General features: G+C 61.9%; 17 protein-coding genes and 1 tRNA gene. 14 read left to right on the forward strand and 4 right to left on the reverse strand.

Features of this window, described 5'->3' with window-relative positions:
- Positions 1 to 57: 57 nt before the first annotated feature.
- Complete coding sequence (locus tag B8446_RS02530) at positions 58 to 513, reverse strand: hypothetical protein (protein ID WP_148505816.1); 456 nt, start codon at positions 511 to 513, stop codon at positions 58 to 60.
- A 64-nt stretch (positions 514 to 577) separates the two neighbouring features.
- Between B8446_RS02530 and B8446_RS02535 the strand changes: the two genes are divergently transcribed.
- The 3 genes from B8446_RS02535 (at position 578) to B8446_RS02545 (ending at position 3180) form a co-directional block, all read left to right on the forward strand.
- Complete coding sequence (locus tag B8446_RS02535) at positions 578 to 1363, forward strand: TonB family protein (RefSeq protein WP_084712012.1); 786 nt, start codon at positions 578 to 580, stop codon at positions 1361 to 1363.
- Between the two features lie 66 nt (positions 1364 to 1429).
- Positions 1430 to 2683, forward strand: coding sequence for an MFS transporter (locus B8446_RS02540; RefSeq protein WP_048846918.1), 1254 nt, complete (start codon positions 1430 to 1432; stop codon positions 2681 to 2683).
- A 77-nt stretch (positions 2684 to 2760) separates the two neighbouring features.
- The gene (locus B8446_RS02545; RefSeq protein WP_241767596.1) at positions 2761 to 3180 is read left to right on the forward strand and encodes a hypothetical protein; all 420 of its coding nucleotides are present in this window, start codon (positions 2761 to 2763) and stop codon (positions 3178 to 3180) included.
- 133 nt (positions 3181 to 3313) lie between these two features.
- Here the strand turns inward: B8446_RS02545 and B8446_RS02550 are convergent, their stop codons facing one another.
- From B8446_RS02550 to B8446_RS02560, 3 genes are read right to left on the reverse strand one after another with little or no spacing between them, the layout of a single operon-like run.
- A complete protein-coding gene (locus B8446_RS02550; RefSeq protein WP_241767597.1) occupies positions 3314 to 4291 on the reverse strand; it encodes a nucleoside hydrolase in 978 nt (325 codons plus the stop codon).
- A complete protein-coding gene (gene ubiM / locus B8446_RS02555; RefSeq protein WP_048846947.1) occupies positions 4288 to 5484 on the reverse strand; it encodes a 5-demethoxyubiquinol-8 5-hydroxylase UbiM in 1197 nt (398 codons plus the stop codon). The genes B8446_RS02550 and ubiM overlap by 4 nt, the downstream gene beginning before the upstream one ends.
- A gap of 25 nt (positions 5485 to 5509) precedes the next feature.
- Positions 5510 to 6166, reverse strand: a complete 657-nt coding sequence (locus tag B8446_RS02560; protein WP_373277123.1) for a nitroreductase family protein — start codon at positions 6164 to 6166, stop codon at positions 5510 to 5512.
- Between the two features lie 101 nt (positions 6167 to 6267).
- On the opposite strand from B8446_RS02560, the gene hisB reads away from it, so the two are divergent.
- From hisB to B8446_RS02615, 11 genes are all read left to right on the forward strand, one after another.
- Positions 6268 to 6873, forward strand: a complete 606-nt coding sequence (hisB, locus tag B8446_RS02565) for an imidazoleglycerol-phosphate dehydratase HisB (protein WP_048846920.1) — start codon at positions 6268 to 6270, stop codon at positions 6871 to 6873.
- A gap of 44 nt (positions 6874 to 6917) precedes the next feature.
- Positions 6918 to 7268 carry a hypothetical protein gene (locus B8446_RS02570; protein WP_048846922.1) on the forward strand — a complete coding sequence of 117 codons (351 nt, stop codon included), beginning with the start codon at positions 6918 to 6920 and terminating at the stop codon, positions 7266 to 7268.
- Positions 7265 to 7918, forward strand: coding sequence for an imidazole glycerol phosphate synthase subunit HisH (gene hisH / locus B8446_RS02575; protein ID WP_048846924.1), 654 nt, complete (start codon positions 7265 to 7267; stop codon positions 7916 to 7918). Before B8446_RS02570 ends, hisH begins: the two co-directional genes overlap by 4 nt.
- Complete coding sequence (gene hisA / locus B8446_RS02580) at positions 7915 to 9276, forward strand: 1-(5-phosphoribosyl)-5-[(5-phosphoribosylamino)methylideneamino]imidazole-4-carboxamide isomerase (RefSeq protein ID WP_048846926.1); 1362 nt, start codon at positions 7915 to 7917, stop codon at positions 9274 to 9276. Before hisH ends, hisA begins: the two co-directional genes overlap by 4 nt.
- Positions 9276 to 10052, forward strand: a complete 777-nt coding sequence (hisF, locus tag B8446_RS02585; RefSeq protein ID WP_048846928.1) for an imidazole glycerol phosphate synthase subunit HisF — start codon at positions 9276 to 9278, stop codon at positions 10050 to 10052. Before hisA ends, hisF begins: the two co-directional genes overlap by 1 nt.
- Before the next feature lie 86 nt (positions 10053 to 10138).
- Positions 10139 to 10573 (forward strand): phosphoribosyl-ATP diphosphatase, encoded by a 435-nt coding sequence (locus tag B8446_RS02590; RefSeq protein ID WP_048846951.1) that lies wholly within the window; start codon positions 10139 to 10141, stop codon positions 10571 to 10573.
- A 13-nt stretch (positions 10574 to 10586) separates the two neighbouring features.
- Complete coding sequence (locus B8446_RS02595) at positions 10587 to 10967, forward strand: histidine triad nucleotide-binding protein (protein ID WP_048846930.1); 381 nt, start codon at positions 10587 to 10589, stop codon at positions 10965 to 10967.
- A 72-nt stretch (positions 10968 to 11039) separates the two neighbouring features.
- Positions 11040 to 11115: transfer RNA gene (locus B8446_RS02600), tRNA-Glu, on the forward strand.
- A gap of 1432 nt (positions 11116 to 12547) precedes the next feature.
- Complete coding sequence (locus tag B8446_RS02605; protein WP_048846932.1) at positions 12548 to 14671, forward strand: hypothetical protein; 2124 nt, start codon at positions 12548 to 12550, stop codon at positions 14669 to 14671.
- A gap of 312 nt (positions 14672 to 14983) precedes the next feature.
- On the forward strand, positions 14984 to 16363 hold the full coding sequence (locus tag B8446_RS02610) for a hypothetical protein (RefSeq protein WP_148505817.1): 1380 nt from the start codon (positions 14984 to 14986) through the stop codon (positions 16361 to 16363).
- 119 nt (positions 16364 to 16482) lie between these two features.
- Positions 16483 to 18372 (forward strand): glycosyltransferase family 2 protein, encoded by a 1890-nt coding sequence (locus tag B8446_RS02615; RefSeq protein WP_053053648.1) that lies wholly within the window; start codon positions 16483 to 16485, stop codon positions 18370 to 18372.
- The last annotated feature ends 306 nt before the right edge of the window (positions 18373 to 18678 follow it).

The raw sequence follows: 18678 nt of genomic DNA on the forward strand, positions 1-18678 counted from the left end.
TCTGTCAGACGGAATGTCGGATGAGCAGACGCCTCGGGAGAGGCGTCTGCCGCGTCGTCAGCAGAACGGTCGGGGCGGTCCACGTGGAAAGGCGGCAGAAATGGGCCGCGCCGGCGGCGCACGCGCTTCAGGCAGACGATAGGCAACGCTTGACACGGTGCTGAACCGGCCCGGCAGAAGAGCGGCTTTTGCAAAGATCGCCGGTGCGAGCGCCAGCAGCGGGCAGAGAAAACACCCATGGTCCGCATCATGACCGGGTTGGGGCGCATGATGGGTCGCAGCGGGCATAGCCATGCCCGGCATGCCGTCGTCCGGCATGGCCATAGGGGCCGCCGACGTCACAACCAGTCCGGTCAGGCGCTCCAGCGTCGCACGCGGCACCTCGCCGGGCGCAGCACCGGCAGACAGCGCAAGCTGCCCGACAAGCCCCAGAAGCACGCACAGGACCAGCATCAGACGCGGGCCTGAGACCCGTGCCGATCGTCCTGTTGCATACATGGCGGACCTGCGCATGCGGTGTTGAAGAGATCACACGGGCGCGATTGTCAAATCGGCGCGACCGCTCCACATCACGTTCATGACGCGGATGCCCCCGGCCCTGCCCGCCCCGAACCACGCCTTGTCAGGCGCTTCCGATGGCGCCCGGGCGCCTCTCGCCTGCGCGCCCGTGGCGCAACGCGGAACAGCACGTGCAATCGGCCTCGAAGTCGCGATCGGTCTTCATCTCGTGGCATTGGCGGCCCTGCTGGCGCTTCATTCAGCCCACCCTGTCGTGCCGCCGGATGCCGCCGTGCAGATGGTGTTCGAACCAACACCACCGGCTCCCCTGAAGGCACTTCCCCCTCCGCCGGTCATGCCCGCGACACCCGATGCGGTCGCGTTGCCGGCAGTTCCGCAGCCCGCACCAGACCTGCCACCTGCGCCGGTCTGGCATCACCTGCGCGCATTGCCCATCGCACCGCGCGCGCCTGCCCACGCGCAGCCTGCGCAGCCCGCGCATCGTACGCCCGGCACATCCTCCGCCGTGCCGGATACCCACCGCACTGCAAATCCCATGCCCGAAACTGCGCCAAGCACCTCGCAAGCGACACCGGTAGCACCGCCACATATGACTGCGCCGGCCTGCGATGCCGCCAGCGCGCCCTATCCGGCAAGTGCCCGCGTGCTGCATGAACAGGGGGTCGTGCGCGTGGGCCTCACGGTCCAACCGGGAGGCGCTGTAACGCATGCCCATGTGACGGATAGCAGCGGCTATGACGACCTCGACGATGCGGCGCTGGCGGCGGCTCGGACCCTGACCTGTCGCAATACGGGCACGGTCAGTGCGGATGTGACTTTGCCGGTGCGTTTTACCCTGCATTGACCCGTTGCCGAACATCCGGCCAGGGCATACGACAGGACGACACCGACAATCAGGATCTCGCATCGCATGGAAGCCGAACCCGGCCTCGACACCGTCCCGCTTGTACGCGCGCCACATGGCGTGGAGCCCGCGATCTGGTCGCTGATGCTGGGCACCTTCCTGGTGGGTACGGGTGAATTCGGCATCATGGGCATGCTGCCGGAATTCGCCCGCTCGCTGAACCTGTCGCTGGCACAGGCATCGGGTGCCATTCCGGCCTATGCCATGGGCGTCGTCTTCGGCGCGCCGCTGTTCGCCATCATCGGAGCGACCTGGCCGCGTCGGCGTTTTCTCCTCGCCCTGGTGACGGTCTTCTGTATCGGCAATTTCCTGAGCGCCCTTGCGCCGACGCTGCCGTTGATCGAAGCCGCACGCTTTCTGGCCGGCCTGCCGCATGGTGCATTCTTCGGCGTTTCCGCTCTCGTGGCCGCGTCTCTGTTCGAACGTGCCCGGCGCGGACGCGCCGTCGGACGCGTGCTGACGGGCATCATGGTATCGACCGTCGTGGGCGCGCCGCTTTCCACATTCGCCGCGGAGCAGATCGGCTGGCGCATGTCCTATCTCTCGCTTGGCGTGCTGAGCCTTCTGCTATGGGTCTGCGTCTGGCGTTACACGCCATCCGATCCGGCGCACCCCGGTGCATCGGCCCTTCGCGAGCTTGGCGCATTCCGCCGGCCGCAGGTCCTGCTCACGCTGGCGACGGGCGCCGTCGGATTCGGCGGACTGTTCGCGGTCTACAGCTTCCTGACGGCGACACTGGATCATGTGACGCATCTGTCCGGCCCCTGGCGCATGACGTTTCTTGTCATCTGGGGCGCAGGCATGGTCGCGGGCAATCATTTCGGCTCGCAATTGATCGACCGAAACCTCGATCAGGCCGCGATCGGCTCGCTCCTCTTCAGCGTCGTGTTCCTCATCGGCTTCTCGCTTCTTGTGAAGCACCCGGTGCTGCTGGCCATCGACACCTTCCTGCTGCCTGCAACGCTCATCGTCGTGTCACCGGCGATGCAGACGCGCCTGATGGAGGTCGCGGATGACGCGCAAACGCTGGCCGCGTCCCTGAACCACTCGGCGTTCAACCTTGCCAATGCCATCGGTGCGGCGCTGGGCGGGCTGCTGATCGGTGGCGGCTACGGCTATGCGTCCGTCGGCTGGTGTGGTGCCGCGCTGTCGATCATAGGCCTTGCGATCTATCTCGTGACCATCCGGCTTGCCCGTAATGGTCAACATCGCCACCAGTTGGCGCACACTGCCATTTCGGATGCAGCGCAGGGCCGATAAAACGCGCCACTCGTGACTGGCACGGTTCTTGCAGATATTTGGATGACCAAAGCCTCTCGCAGGAGCCGACAAACGCCATGTTCGCTGATACGATCTTTTCCGACCCGCGCATGTCCGCAGGGCGCAGCCGCGCCTACAGCCATACCGACCGCGACATCATTCTGGTGGTCTATGCCCTGTATGCGCTCGGCTTCTTCACCGGGATCACGGCGGTCGCCGGCGCGGTTCTTGCGTATCATCGCCGGAACCGCACCCTCAGCGAAACCGCGCGCGGACAGCTCTCCTGGCAGATCCGGCTGTTCTGGCTGGGCGTTCTTGCCTGGACTGCCATCGGGCTCGTCCACGGGGCCGTCGCTGCACTGGGCGCAATCACGGGCGGGATCGGGCTCGTCTTCATGATCGTGCCGTGGGGCATGATCGGGCTTTGGGGCGCGCTCACCCTCTGGGCCCTGGCACGCGGTCTCATCGCCCTTTATCGCGGTCGCGCCATCGTCTGAACGGGAGGCGCCCATCCCATCGGGCGCCTGTGCCGGATAGGATGGGCGCCCTATGGTGTGGAACCGGTTCGAACTAGCCCGCCAGATCGTCGCCCGGCAAGCATCCAGTTTCAGACCGGGATCAAGTCCCGCATCAGCGAAACGCGGTCTCTGCAAACATTGCGAGCGCGCGGGGCACATCCATCCCGATCGCCACCTGCTGGGATGGAAAATCGTCCCATTCATTAGGCGGATAGGAATTGGCATCCGGACGCTGGATGCTCTCGCCGCGTGCGATCCCGTTCGTCACCACTCGCACCGGGCCTGAGCGCATGGTGAACAGATCCGGCGCCAGCACATGCATCACCGCAAGCGTGTCATGCGCGAACACGCCCGAGATCCCGCGCGTCCTGTGCGTGAATGCCTGGTAGAACCGCGACACGTCCCAGATCAGCTGCCCGTCTGCCCCGCCTTTCGCGGCAATGTCGGCCAGATAGGCCTCCTCCATTACCAGTTCCTCGGTCACGTCGAGGCCGATGAAGCGGATCGGCCACGGCACGGTCGCGCACAGATCGGCCGCATCGGGATCGGACAGGACGTTGGCTTCCGCAACAGGCGTGACGTTTCCACGGCGCCCGTTGGTTCCGAACGCGCCGCCCATGACGCTGACGCCCGCCAGCAGCGTCGGCAGCTCCGGCGCCTCGGCCAGTGCGCGCGCAAGATTGGTCAATGGCCCGACCGCGCAGATATGGATCTTTCCCGGGTTGGCGCGCGCGAGGTCGATGATGACCTGATGCGCTGGCCTAGGATCGACCGAACCGGGATCGCCGCGCTCCGCGAGCTTTGCCGCAACTCCGCCCAGAGCGTCGTCACCATGAACGTAAGGTACGCCGCCGCCGAACGCGCCATGCAAAGGTGCCGCAGCACCTTTGGCCACCGGAACGTCGCCCAAACCCAGAGCCGCCCGCAGCAGCAGCGCATTCCGCGTCGTGGTCTCGACATCGAGATTGCCGAACACGGTTGTTATGGCGGCAATCCGAGCCTCGGGGCGCCGCGCAAGAAAGGCGAGCGCCATCGTGTCGTCGATGCCCGGATCGGTATCGAAGATGACGAGTTTCGGATCGGCGCTCACGAGGCGCGATCCATCAGAAGCCCGGCTACGAAGCGCTTGAATGGCGGCAATCCGTCGGCAACGCGCAGCCCGGCCCGGCGCAGGGACAAAACGGGTGCCGCATCCTGGGTATAGGCCGTGGCGATCAGGTTGGTCGCGGCGAACAGCGGCGCCGTCGCCCTGCGATGAGCCAACTCGAAACGGCGCAGCGCAGACGGATCACCCGGATCGCCCGATCCGTCAGCGATGGCACGAACCAGCGTCTCCTGCCCGCGAAGGCCCAGGTTGAAGCCATGTGCCGTGATCGGATGCATGCCGACCGCCGCGTCCCCGGCCAGCGCGAAACGCGGGGCCTGGAACCGGTGCGCAAAAGTCGTGACCAGCGGATAGGAACAGCGCGGGCTGAGCAGCCGCACATCGCCGGCCCGTCCCTGAAGCCGCGCCGAGACCTCCGCCTCGAACACGTCGTCAGGGCATTGCGTCAGACGCGCGACATCATCCTTCGGCAGCGTGAGCACCAGAGACACACGGTCTCCCTCGCCTGCGCGCGTCGCGTCGTCCGGCGCGACCGGCAGGAGGGCCACGGTCTGGCCCTCGTCGAACCATTGCAGGGCAACCGCGTCATGCGCAGGCTGCTGGCGCAGGCGGCAAACCAGGATCGAACGATTGAAATCATGGACAACGGCGCCGATGCCGTGCTGCTCACGAAGGGCCGAGAACCGGCCGTCCGCCGCGACCAGCAGACGAGCACTCAGCGCGCGTCCGTCTCCCAATCTCACGTCCGCGCCGGATCGCCCGGCATGAGCCCGCTCGATCATGGCACCGGTAATGAGCGTCAGCCCTTCCTGCCCGCTCGCTGCGCGATACAGCGCACGGCGTATCAGGTGATTGGGCACCAGATGGCCCAGCGCGTCTCCCTCCGCACCGGAAAGCGGGGAGAACAGCAAGGGCGGTGCCGATCGACCGCTTTCAATCCGGGCTGTCTTCAGCGGCGAAACCTCGTCCGCCGGGATCGCATCCCAGGCGCCGACCGATTTCAACCACCGCACCGAATGATGCGTCAGCGCGATCTCGCGCCCGTCGAAGCGCGGTTCGGCCAGAAACGGCTCCGGCGTGCGGTCGAGCACGCAGGTACGATAGCCGCGTCGCGCAAAGGAAATCCCGGCGGCGAGCCCGACCGGTCCCGCGCCGACGATTGCAACGTCATACGCCATTCCGGGCGCGAGATCGGACATCATGTCAGTCCTTGTCCGCACCAAAACGCACGGGCTTGCCTTTCCACACCGCCATGTAGTCCTCGATATCCGCGCGTTTCGACCGTGGCGTCTCTTCCGGCGTCCCGACGAACAGGAAGCCGGCGAGCCGATGCGGCGGGGCGAACCCGAGCGCCTCACAGACGCCCGGATCGTCCGCAACGTCCCCTGTTACCCACAGGCCGCCGAATCCGGCCAGATGCAGGGCATTCAGGACGTTCATGACGCCTGCCGAGACGGCGGCTTCCTGTTCGGCCAGCGGGATCTTGTTGTCGGGACGCAGATGCATGCCGAGCGCGATCGTCATCGGCGTTTCGCCGAACCGCTTGCGACGCTTCTCGAGCTTTTTCTGCGGCACGTCGGGATCACGCGCACGCATGCCCTTAAGCACCAGATCGGCAAATGCCGCGCGGTGTTCGCCTTCGATGACAACGTAGCGCCAGGGGCGCAGCTTGCCATGATCGGGCGCGCGCAGTCCGGCGCTCAGGATCGTTTCCAGCATGGCGCCATCAGGCGCCGGATCTACCAGATCATCGCAGGAGGCACGGGACAGCAGGGCTTCGAGGGCACGATCGGTCTTGCTCATGCGTCCTAGATGGACCCGCGCGCGCGCCACGCCAAGCCCGTCATGCATGGCCGCCATCTCACCCTTCGAACCACGCCTGATTGCGGCGCGCGATGATGCGTGCCGTTTCCCCGGCGCGCGGGTTTCGGCAGAAGGCCAGCTTGGCTATAGTGAAACCCATGTCCGAGCCACACACCCCGCGCCGCGCCGAACGTCATCGCATCACCGGCGAGACCGACATCACGATCCGCCTCGACCTCGACGGGACGGGCACCGCCGTCGTGGACAGCGGAATCGGATTCTTCGATCACATGCTGACGGCACTCGCGCGCCATTCGATGATCGACATCGACGTGCGGGCGAGCGGCGATCTTCATATCGACTGCCATCATACCGTCGAGGACATCGGGATCGCGCTGGGCGAGACGTTTCGCGAGGCGATCGGCGACAAGCGCGGCATCACGCGCTTCGGCCATGCCCTCGTCCCGCTCGACGAGGCGCTGTGCGAGGCCGTCGTGGACATTTCAGGCCGGCCCTATCTTGCATGGTCGATCGACTTCCCGCGCGAGCGGATCGGCGAGATGGATTCCGACCTGTTCGAGGAATTCTTCCGTGCCTTCGCCATGGGCGCCATGATCACGCTGCATCTGACGAACCGGTGCGGCCGCAACGCGCATCATATCGCCGAAAGCGCGTTCAAGGCTTGCGCGCGTGCCTTGCGCATGGCCGTCTCGCACGATGCCCGCGCTGCTGGCCACATCCCGTCCACCAAGGGCGTGCTGTGAAGTCCTACAGCGCGTTTTTCCGTCCTGGCGGGAGAACACCCGTCATGGTGAAGAACGCGTTTTCCTGGCGTGTGCTGGTCTTCAGCTGGTTCGGCCTGCTTCTGCATGGCGCATGGATCTCGGGCCTGCTCGCCGGCGCGGCAAGCCTGTCCTTTGGCGCGCTGTTGCCCGGGCCGATCTCATGGCTTCTGCATCTGAGCCTGCACGTCGGCTTCGCGGCCTTCACCGCCGAGATCCGCGCGTGGGAACTGCGCCTGAATAGTGCCTCACCCGGCCCCATCGTCATGGCCGCGAATCCGCGTGCGGCCCTTCTGCGGCTGATCGATCAATATCCCGCCATCCTGTCCCGCCCTGCCCGGGCGGGTCTGGAAGACAACACGGTCCTTCCGGCATGAACCCGCGCCCGCTCGATATCGTCGTCGTCGATTATGATGGCGGCAATCTCGCCTCCGCGGCGCAGGCCGCCACACGCGCAGCTGCGGATAGCGGCCTGGATGCGACCATCCGCATCACGGGCGACGTCAATGCTGTCCGCCATGCGGATCGCATCATCCTTCCGGGACAGGGCGCATATGCGGACTGCATGCATGGCCTGTCGTCAGGTTTGCGCATTGCCATGCAGGAGGCGACGGATGGTGGCACGCCGTTTCTGGGCATCTGCGTCGGCATGCAGTTGATTGCCGAATACGGTCTGGAGCATGGCCGCACCGAAGGTCTGGGCTGGATTGCAGGCCATGTGGCCCCGATGGATGCGGCGCGGGCCGAAAAGCTGCGCCTGCCGCACATGGGATGGAATGAACTGCGCATTCACCGCGCCCATCCGCTGACCGATGGCCTGCCCGATGATGCGCACGGCTATTTCGTCCATTCCTATGCCCTGAGCGACTGGGACGATGCGGATCTGGTGGCGAGCGCGGAATATGGCGGCGCGGTGCCCGCGATCGTCGCGCGCGGCAACCGTTGCGGCACCCAGTTCCATGTCGAGAAAAGCCAGACCGTGGGCCTGCGGATCATGGCGAATTTCCTTCACTGGAACGGACAATGAGCACCGATGCGCGCAGGGCAGCCCCGCAGGGCCGCCTGACCGCCGAACGGGTCAATCGCCTGAACGACGACGATCTGTCGGCACTGTGCGAAGCCACGACGGCTGCCATCCTCGACGGCGGCGGGTTCGGCTGGCTGCATCCGCCGCCACGTCAGGAACTCGAGCGCTATCTCCGCGGCCTCCTGCTGGTGCCGGAGCGCAGTCTGTTCGTCGCACGGCTCGATGGTGCGATCGTGGGTGCCGCCCAGATCGCCCGTCCGCCTCGCAGCAACGAGGCACAGGCCATGACGGCCCAGCTCACGGGCTTCTACGTCGCGCCCTATGCCCGTCGCCGGGGCGCGGCCCGCGTGCTGGCCGAGGCCGTGCTGCGCAGTGCGCGCCATCTCGGCTGCAAGGTGCTGAACTGCGACGTGCGCGAGACGCAGACGGCGGCGCTGTCCCTGTTCCGTTCGCTCGGCTTCGAGCACTGGGGCACGCATCCCTATTATGCCCGTGCCGAAGGGCGCACGGTGCGCGGCCTGTTCTTGACCCTGCCCTTGGGCGATACGCCTGCAAAGACGACAGCATCGCCGTCCGCAGCCGTACGCCCCGAACCCGTTGAACCCGATCGCCAGCCCATGACCGCATCCCTGACGCTGTATCCCGCCATTGATCTCAAGGACGGGGCCTGTGTGCGCCTGCGTCGTGGAGAAATGGAGGATGCGACCCGCTATTCCGACGATCCCGGCGCCCAGGCGCGCGCCTTCGTGGATGCCGGATGCGAGCGACTGCATGTTGTCGATCTGAATGGTGCTTTCGCCGGACGCTCGACGAATGCCAGTGCGATCGAGGCGATTTTGGCGAACGCGCGCGTGCCGGTGCAGCTCGGCGGTGGCATCCGCAATATGGCAGCCATCGAACGCTGGCTGACTGCCGGGGTTGATCGCGTGATCCTTGGGTCCGTCGCGGTCAAGGATCCCGACCTCGTGCGGCAGGCCGCGCGTGCCTTCCCGGGCCGGATCGTGGCCGGGATCGACGCGCGTCAGGGCCGTGTGGCCACCGAAGGCTGGGCCGAGATTTCCGAGCTGGATGCGACCGAGCTTGCCCGCCGGATGGAGGATGCGGGTGTTGCTGCCATCATCTTCACCGAAATCACACGAGACGGAATGCTGGAAGGACTCGATATCCCGCAAACGGCGGCCCTGGCGCGTGCCGTCTCGATCCCTGTCATCGCAAGCGGCGGCGTCGGCGAGCTGTCCCATCTGCAAGCCCTGCGCGACGCCGCGAAGGATGCACCGGGCATCTCGGGCGTAATCGTCGGGCGGGCGCTGTATGATGGACGCGTCTCGCTTGCCGATGCGCTCCGGGTCCTGCGCTGATGCTCAAAGTCCGCGTCATTCCCTGCCTCGACGTCAAGGACGGCCGCGTGGTGAAGGGCGTGAACTTTGTCTCGCTGCGCGATGCCGGCGATCCGGTGGAGCAGGCCGCCCTTTACGATGCGGCCGGCGCAGACGAACTGACATTTCTCGATATCACGGCAAGTGTCGAAAACCGCGACACCATTCTCGATGTCGTACGCCGCACAGCGGCCCGCGTGTTCCTGCCGTTGACGGTCGGCGGCGGCGTGCGCAGCGTGGACGATATCCGGCGCCTGCTGCTGGCGGGTGCCGACAAATGCGCGATGAACTCCTCCGCCGTCGCTCGGCCGGAGCTCATCAACGAGGCCGCGATCAAGTTCGGCAGCCAGTGCGTCGTGGTGGCCATTGATGCCCGCGCCGACGGCAAGGGCGGCTGGGAAGTCTTCACGCAGGGCGGCCGCAAGCCGACCGGCCTCGATGCCGTTGCCTGGGCCCGGGAAGCCGAACGGCGCGGAGCTGGAGAAATCCTGCTCACGAGCATGGACCGCGACGGCACCCGCAATGGCTTCGACCTTGCGCTCCTGCGTGCCGTGTGTGACGCCGTAACGATCCCGGTCGTTGCATCGGGCGGCGTGGGTGCGGTCTCGCATTTTGTCGATGGCGCACGGACGGGTGCCAGCGGATTGCTGGCCGCGAGCGTGTTCCATTTCGGACAGATCGGGGTCGACGAGGTAAAGGATGCGCTGCATGAGGCAGGACTGCCGGTGCGGCCGATAGTGACGGGATCGCAACGGTAATGCCGAAGGCCGCAAAGCAGGACACGGGCGCACAGGCCGCGCCATCGAAGAAGACATCGCCGAAGAAGGCCGTCGGGAAAGCGGCGCTGAAATCGCCGCAGAAGAAGGCGGCGGGAAAGAAGGCCGCCCCGAAGAAGACATCCGCGCTGCCGGCGCTGAAGGAGCTGCGCACAGCACCCTCGCGCGAGACAGGCGCGGACGTGCTGGACAGGCTGTTCGATGTCGTGACCTCACGCCGCGGTGCCGATCCCGCCCTGAGTCACTCGGCCCGCCTCCTTGCCCGCGGGCGGCGCAAGATCGCACAGAAGTTCGGCGAGGAAGCCGTCGAGTGCCTGATCGAAGCCGTGGCCGGCAATGCGCGCGAACTGATCGGCGAGAGTGCGGACGTGCTCTACCATCTGGTCGTGATGTGGGTCGATGTGGGTATTCGTCCCGACGACGTGTGGGCCGAGCTTGCCCGACGCGAAGGCACCAGCGGTGTTGCGGAAAAAGCTGCCCGCCCGCACGATCCCCTCGCCTGAAGGAGCAAGCCCCATGGCTGTCAGCGGTCTCGGCCCTTACGATCCGAACAACATTTTCGCAAAGATCCTCCGGGGTGAGATCCCCTGCAACCGGGTCTTCGAAAACGAGCATGCGCTGGCGTTTCGCGACATCGCACCGCGTGCGCCGATGCATATCCTGGTGATCCCGAAAGGTCCCTACGTATCGTTCGCCGATTTCAGCCAGCGTGCGACCGATGCCGAGATCGTAGGCCTGACCCGTGCGATCGGCCATGTGGCCCACACGCTCGGGCTTGAAGAGGCCGGCTATCGCGTGCTGAGCAACATGGGCCAGCACGCCGGACAGGAAGTGCCGCATTTCCACGTGCACCTCTTCGCGGGTCGTCCTTTGGGTGAAATGCTGCCTTCAGCGTAAAACCTCTATCCAGCGTTCGATGGGCTCTTGCCATCTTGCCGATATTCCCCTAGGAACGCGCCCACGCCTCACGTCCCATTCGTCTAGAGGCCTAGGACACCGCCCTCTCACGGCGGCAACAGGGGTTCGAATCCCCTATGGGACGCCAATCCTGTCTGGCAATCGCGTCAGGCGTTAGCGTAAAATCAGGTTGTCACGCTGCAAATTCGGCAGTGCTTTCGGTCGATCGCTGCTCCGGGTGCCCGGAAACGTATCGATGACTGGAACGAAAGCCGTTGCGAACACCGATGACCCGTCAACGGGTCGTTCCCGCCGACGACGCTAATCATCGTTATCGAACCCTGACGCGCCGATCTTCTGAACTGGCAGGGACGATACCTTTTCAGTCCGCGATAGGGTGATGACAGGTCAATGAGTGGCCTGGTTCTGCTCTAACACCCAGACCGCCGCTGCATCACCGGACGCCTTGAACTCAAGAGCCTCGACCGCCGCCTCTCTCTTCTCGCCAGACTCGCCAGGATTCCGAAGGACACGCCCGTCAGCTTGGCCTTATGCTCACCGGCGTCTAAACTTCCGTGATGCGGCTGCATGCCTTTGCATGACGGCCCGACAGCCGCCTCGAGCATTTCTGCCGGGCATACCCCTCCCTAAGATGACCTCCGCGACTTTTAGTTGGTCCCACCGACGCTCTCGGGCGCCAATACATGCATCATATTGGCTTCGAAAGCAGATCAGAAGTTTTCCAAAATATGGCGGATTTATAAAGAGTTTTACTTTTGCCAAAGAATATCTCCTGCGAAAAAGCTGCTGTGCAGATTTTTGGGCGGCGTGCAGAGAAGAAGGAAGCAAGGCAAAAGGCGCCAACAGTTTCAGCGCGAGGCTTTGTTTTAACGAAAGAGCCCTGCATGCAACGCACCGGGTTGCGACAGAGGCCGCATGCCGGAGGCCTACTGCCGGTGAGCCATTGGACCAAACGTCGATCTCGGCGATGACCGCGATTTGCCGGACGCAATGTCGAAAATTTAACAAGAACAAGACCCGTGGCGCGTGGTGTTTACACACCGCGTTACTCGTAGGCGGCAAAGAAAATAAAGTCCAACGCATCCGACGACCCCACTACAGGCAATATCGAACAAAGGGTCTTGCACCCGGCGAACAGATCGTATCGGAATACAAAATCATTTCGGCGCATGAGTGACCCCACGAAGCGGCGCAAAGCTGCTTAACCATCGTCGGCCAATTCTTCGAGCCGATCCTCGCCCGCTTTCCCACCTCACATGCGGGAGACCACCCGACACTCACCTTACTTAAGACAAACTGGAAGAATCGACCAGATTTGCATCAGGCTCGTCCACAAGACCGTCAGAGCCGGGGTAATGCCATCAAAACTTGACTTACGACGCGGTTTTCTCTATATTAGACTATAGTCTGCTTGTATCTCGACATCTGATTCGCGACGGCCATTTCGAGCGCGTGCGCAAGCTTTTCGAGCAGCCGTATTATCAATTGAAAATCTGACATACCTTGAGCTGCCTCCACGGGAGGCGGTAGCAATTTCCGTTTAGAGCAGGGACGTGAGCATGCCGGCCTCTCGATATACAAATGCTTTCATTTTCTTGGTGGCGCTACCAACCGCCGCATCGGCAGCTTCCGCGATTCAGGCATATCGCACCCAGACGGGGCAGTATTCCAAAACGCTTCTGACGACGCCGGTCGGCAGCAACAATGCGCCGCTCGTTTCCACCTACAAAGGGTCTGACGGTCAATGGCACCCGCTGGTCGTCACCCAGCAAGTCTGCTCGCTCGATGCCAATGGAGCACCGCAGGGTTGCGATAACCTGACAACGAGCCTGATCGGCCAGCCTTCGGGTATCGCGGGCCTCGATGCTCACGGCAATCTGACGAACAATTTCACGGGATCGATCAACGGGCTGGAAGCCGCCGCTCTTGTCGGCGGCGGCGCCGTGCTCGCACCCGTTTCGTCACCCATCCTGACGGGCGCGCCCCTGACGTCTGCGGGCCAGCAGCCTCTGATCAGTCTCGGCCGCTTCCCGATCGGCACCTCGCTGTCCGACAGCCGGATCTCGGATCCGTTCCAGTCGCCCGACGCACTGTATATTGGTGGACTGCCGACCCAAGGGTGGGCCGCGACCAATGGATCAGCGAACAACGATCAGGCACGACCCGGCTCCCTTGTTGTGACCGGACAACCGTGGGGGCCATTCAATGCAGCGGCGATCGAGAGCCTGCTGATGAGTTCCAGTGTAGATTCGCAGAACGGTGTATGTGCTACTGACTGGCGGCAAGGACCGGGCCATATCTGCGGTGCAGACGGCGTCGGACAGTATATTGGCGTGACAAATGTGGAGGCCATGATTGTCGGCAACGTGGCGAGTTACACGGCCAACTCTGTGGTGCTTAAGACACCGCTGACAACTGCTCAGATGGCCCAGCTTCGCGTCGGCATGTATATCACGACGAACACCTTGAACCCGACGTCCGTTTCGGCCACGTCTACAGATTACTGGGGAAACGAGAAGGTTACGCAACAAAATTACTACCTATCCGTAATCTCGGGATGGAGTTCCGATGGAACGACAATCAACGTTTCCGGTTGGGACATACCTGGAGCGTCATCACACCCGACCGGGCAGATTCCGGGCTCGCAGACAGGCGATGCACTGGACACATGGGCCTCAAATTACGGATCACAAGTTGTCTTCATTGGCAATCCCAACGACGGCAGCGCGCGTAATGAATACCTCGATTACAAAGGATATCATGCGGGTGATGATACCACCGGCGCGACACAGACAATTGGACAGGCCACGGCCCTTGCGCACGCCCTGACTGGCGATGAAATGGATTTACGCTATTGGGCGACGCGGCCTAACGAGGTCCATCTCGATGGCCTGACCATCTCCATCGCCGGCGACAGCGGCACTCCGCTCGGCCGCGCGGCCCTGACGCCGGACAGCTACGGGCTGGCGATCTCAGGCGATGTGCACAATTCCCTTGAGCTTGATGGCCCCAGCGATGGGAATACCATTTTATCACATAGTTTTTATCTGCATGGAAATGAAGGTGTGCAGACGCTTGGCGGGGTGAATCGTCCAGTTCAGACGCTATTTGGGTTCTCCGGCGAAGTAGACGGAGATAGCTCTTATAACCTGATGGGCTGGCTCAAGAAGGACAACACGACTGCAAACGGGATCTCAGGCGCCTCTTTCCACCTCGGCATCGTCGACAATGGTTACGCAAACTCACTCGATCCGAGCCAAAATGGTGCAGGCGAGATCGTGTGGAACCAAAATGGCACAAATCAAGGTGGATTGTCCCTATGCGGTGCCAACGCGTGCGGTATCGACGTGCTGCCCGGCGGGCAGGTCAAGCTTGACCAGCAAATGAACTCTACGGCACCGATCGCTATGATGGCCGGAGAACCGATCCAGTTCGTCCCGTCCGACAATAATGGCTACTCGTATTGGTATGCCCCACCGTCGGTTGGCGGTCTCACGCTGTCAGCCAAGACCTACCAAGGAGGTGACGCCTATATTACGGCGTATATGTATCAAGAAGGTCTATACACCCCCTCCTCCTCTTCCTCCACCTGCACGACAGGACAGTTCACTGACGATTCGAATTATCATTACGTCTGTGTGGCCACAAACACGTGGAAGCGCGTTGCTCTGAGTTCGTTCTAAATCGGGTGCCATGCCTCAACGGCATGGCACCCGACGCATTTCCTCCTTGATCGTCACTGATATCCGATCGAGCGAATGCGGCGGAAGGAGTTGCAGGTCAGACCAATTAAGGCTCGTCCATTGCGTTAGCCATCGCGCCACTAGGTATGCCTCACGCCCAACGCAAAACCTGCGCTGGACACAAGCAACCCGTCATGGATCGCCCCAGACCTACGACGATCTGGAATCCAGATCGCTCGGCGCTGATTGTCAGGTTGGGCCGACGCCGCTATGGTTCGAATGTATTGTCAACAGCGCGAGCACTCCTACCCAATGCCTCAGAAGACCGCCGTGCTGTTCAAGTGCCACTCATGGGACGACACGATCGACCGATCCTATGCCCGTTGCAAGATGCATGCTTCCCGATCGGACATCTTCATCCTCTATGACAACTCACGTGGCACATGTGAGATTCCCGAAGACCTGCAACGCAGTGAACGCGTCTTCTTCACTCCCTACAGCGATATCGAGGCCCTCGGTATTGCTTGGGGTAGCGAGCGCGACAATCTGGGTGGTTATTGGTATAACGGCGACTACCATCAGAATCTATTTATTTTGAAACATCCCGAATACGACTACATTAGCTCGGTCGAAAACGATGTCGCCATTCAGAACGATATCGATGCTATTTTCGACGATATGGCTGCCCGTCAGATCGACGCCGTCTACAAACACGTTACCAGCCGCAATGAGTGGTGGTCGCATACCGGCAATTGTGAAGGCTATTACGACACCACGCAGCACATCCATAAAGGCCTTTTTTGTATCTCGTTTTTCTCCCGCACCGCCGCCATGCTGATAGCGCGCCGCCGTTTCGAGATGTCACACTTGAAACGCACGCAACGCCTTGAAACATGGCCTATCGGCGAAGCCGTCATGCCACACGAGATGCATCTCGCCGGGATGAAGACTGAAGATTTAGCCAGCTACTGCGATACACTTAACCAATATGACTGGGCACCTTGCTATTTGGAGCGCGAAATTGACCCGGCAAGTGGTCGTACTTTTGTGCATCCTGTGACGGAGTTAAACAGAAAGTTTATTGTCTCCAATTTCATCCAAGACTATCGATGCCTGATATCAGTCGAGAATCTTGAGCACGGTTCGTCACGAAATCGGGCACGCATTATAAATGATCTGGAAGTGTATTCTCGCCTCTACCATCACAACCATGTCTACCCTCACCCAGCCATCCGTGAACCGATTTTATCTGACGCCCGCGAGTTCCTACCAAGGGAATATTGCCGTTTAATTAGCGGAGCATATGAGATAGACGTCAGCACTATAACAACGCAATTAGGCACCCCTCAGCAACAGGCCGCGCGTGTCGTCGCACCCCTTCCAAATTACGATATTGAAATCAATATTTTCTTTGAAAAAGAAAGACGTTTGACACTTAATGTTCCCGGCGAAAACACGTCGGTTATCTTCGCCGCGCGCGATCGTAACGTATTGCACGACCTGCGCGTTCGGGCATTTGATCATTACGGAAAAGAAATAGGCGTCGATCCATCTTATCTAGTGCACAACGTAGGTGAGCTTGCGTTTTTTGAATGCCAACTTCCGTTAGGTGCCGAGAACATAATTCTCGACCAAAACACCACAAAAGAAGTATGGCTCAATTTTCTACGCTTGATACCGACTGCATCTTAGCATTGAGCCTTAAGGAAATTTCACGGACACCAAGCTCGGATCGTCCGCCCAACACCAAAAACGATGGCGCGAGCCAAGTTATCAGCCGCGTGAATTCGGCATATAGGATCTGAGGACTGATGTCGGCATTTTATCAGATAATTACCAGCCATGACGCGGTCGTCGTCAACGCAAAAAGCTATGGCGAGCTGGGCAATCTGGCGACCCGCATCGACGCCCTGGGGGAACTCTACGCGCCGGTGGCGGCCATCGCCGTACCGTCCATGCCGTCGCATGTGTTTCTGGTTGGTGCCGAGCACCCCGTCCCGTTGAGGATCGCTCTATCCGATCTCGCGGGTCACACGCTTGCCCTTCGCCTCCAGCCTTCCCCCGAACCGGACCAAGTTGCCCTGTCGCATCCAGTGATGTCGCAGTTCCTGTCCGCGATTATCCCGGATGAACGGAGCGGGTATGCCCGCATCGAGGGCAATCGCCGCGAGGTCTATGGTTGGGAATCGTTCCGCCTGCAGCCGTTGGAATCCGCTGACATTACCGATCGTCTGCAATTGATTGCGGAGCGGATCGATCTGATGTTTTCCTGCGGTATCAGCGTCGATTCCATCGTCGACATGATTCGGGCCGATCAGGTTGGCGGCACTCCCGAAGTGCTCGATGCAGCCCTGCCGTTCCTTTCAACGTTCCGCCTGGAAGCGCTTGCCGCCCGGCTGCTGCATGATGAGGCCTTGTGCGAGAAGTTGGCCGTCCAGCTACCGAACGATCCGTGGGCCGTCGACGGCATCCCGGCGCTCAGGCAGTGGCTGGCACGGCGGGACGAGAACGGCAGCACAGTGCCTGCAGCCCACTACGAGTGTCCGAAAACACAGACTGTGCTCGGCATCGTCGGCCTGCACGGGGATGCGGGCAGCCTTGCCCATGCATGCCTTCATGCGATGCGCCGCAGCGTGATCCCGACCCGCGGGCCTGCGATTCTGGCCTGTGTGCGGAACGAAGGAATTTATCTGCTCGAATGGATCGCCTACCATCGTGCGCTCGGGATCGAATGGTTCTTCCTATACAGCAACGATAACGACGATCGCTCAGATGGCGTCCTGCGGACGTTGGCCGAACAGGGCATCATAACCTGGATCGACAATCCGCTTGAGCCGGGTGCGGCCGCCCAGCACAAGGCCTACGGCCATGCACTGGGAATCGTTCCCGACATCCTCGATTTCACCTGGGTTCAGGTGCTCGACGGCGACGAATTCATCGCGCTCAATCCAGAGCATTTCCCGAACATCGACGACTATCTCCGCTGGACAGAAACACGTCCGGTCGACGTCATTTCGCTGAACTGGCGCTTCCTGGCATCTGAACCTCTCGCCGATGGAGAGGAGACGCTGTTCCGGGAGCCACTGACGCTGCGGAATACCAATTTCGTCCGGTACGATGTCATTGGAGATGCAGGGAGCCGCCTCGTCAAATCGATGTTCCGTCCGGCGCAGGTCATCCAGTCGCAGGCTCATCATCCGCTCGCGTCTTCCCGCTATGCCATAACGATGTGCCTTGCGGACGGATCTCCCCATCAATGGCGCTCTCCGCCGGGGGGAATGCCCGCGAGCGCAGGGTTCGCGGACCACGTCATCTTCGAAAACATCGGAATCTACCACTACTTCTACAAATCGCCGGAAGAGTGGATGTGGAAGTCGTCGCGCAACCGGGGAGACAATCCTTCGAAAAGCGGGCTCGACCTGCGCAGTTTTGTTGACGGCTGGATCGGCAACTTCATGTCCCAGATCCATGGCGACATGCGTTCCGGGCAGGATCACTGGCTGGCATCGCAGCGTGACCGTCTGATTGCAGAGCTGGAGATGCTCAAGGGATTGCCGGGAATGGCAGAAGCCCTTCATGACGTTTACGCCACGTATCGCGAACGGGCCGCCCTGATCCGCGAGCGTCTGCGTGAAGAGAACACGCGGGACCAGCTTTCCGATCACAACAAGCCATTCTTCGATCTGATCGGAGTTCCCTGAAGGAGGGCTCGCAATCATTTTGACGCCTTTCTCCCTTATTGGGCTGGGAAGACAGGCGTCATTATGTCTCTTGGATCCGTACGACGCGGCATCGCTCAGCACCTTCTGTTCACCCCGGACAGGCGCAGAACTTGAGCAGGCTCACAGGAGCCAGCTCTCCAAATGGCGCCGGCGCCGGCCTGGGTTAACTCACCAGATCCATTTGGCACTGCACGTCGACATGTATTGGCTGACGCTGAAAGCCCGCAGCGACATCCGCAAACCCTAGAGCCGTTCCACGTTAATCCGGTTCATATCCTGCTGCTT

Origin of the sequence: Tanticharoenia sakaeratensis NBRC 103193 (assembly GCF_000963885.1) — a bacterium.
Taxonomy (GTDB): Bacteria; Pseudomonadota; Alphaproteobacteria; order Acetobacterales; family Acetobacteraceae; genus Tanticharoenia; species Tanticharoenia sakaeratensis.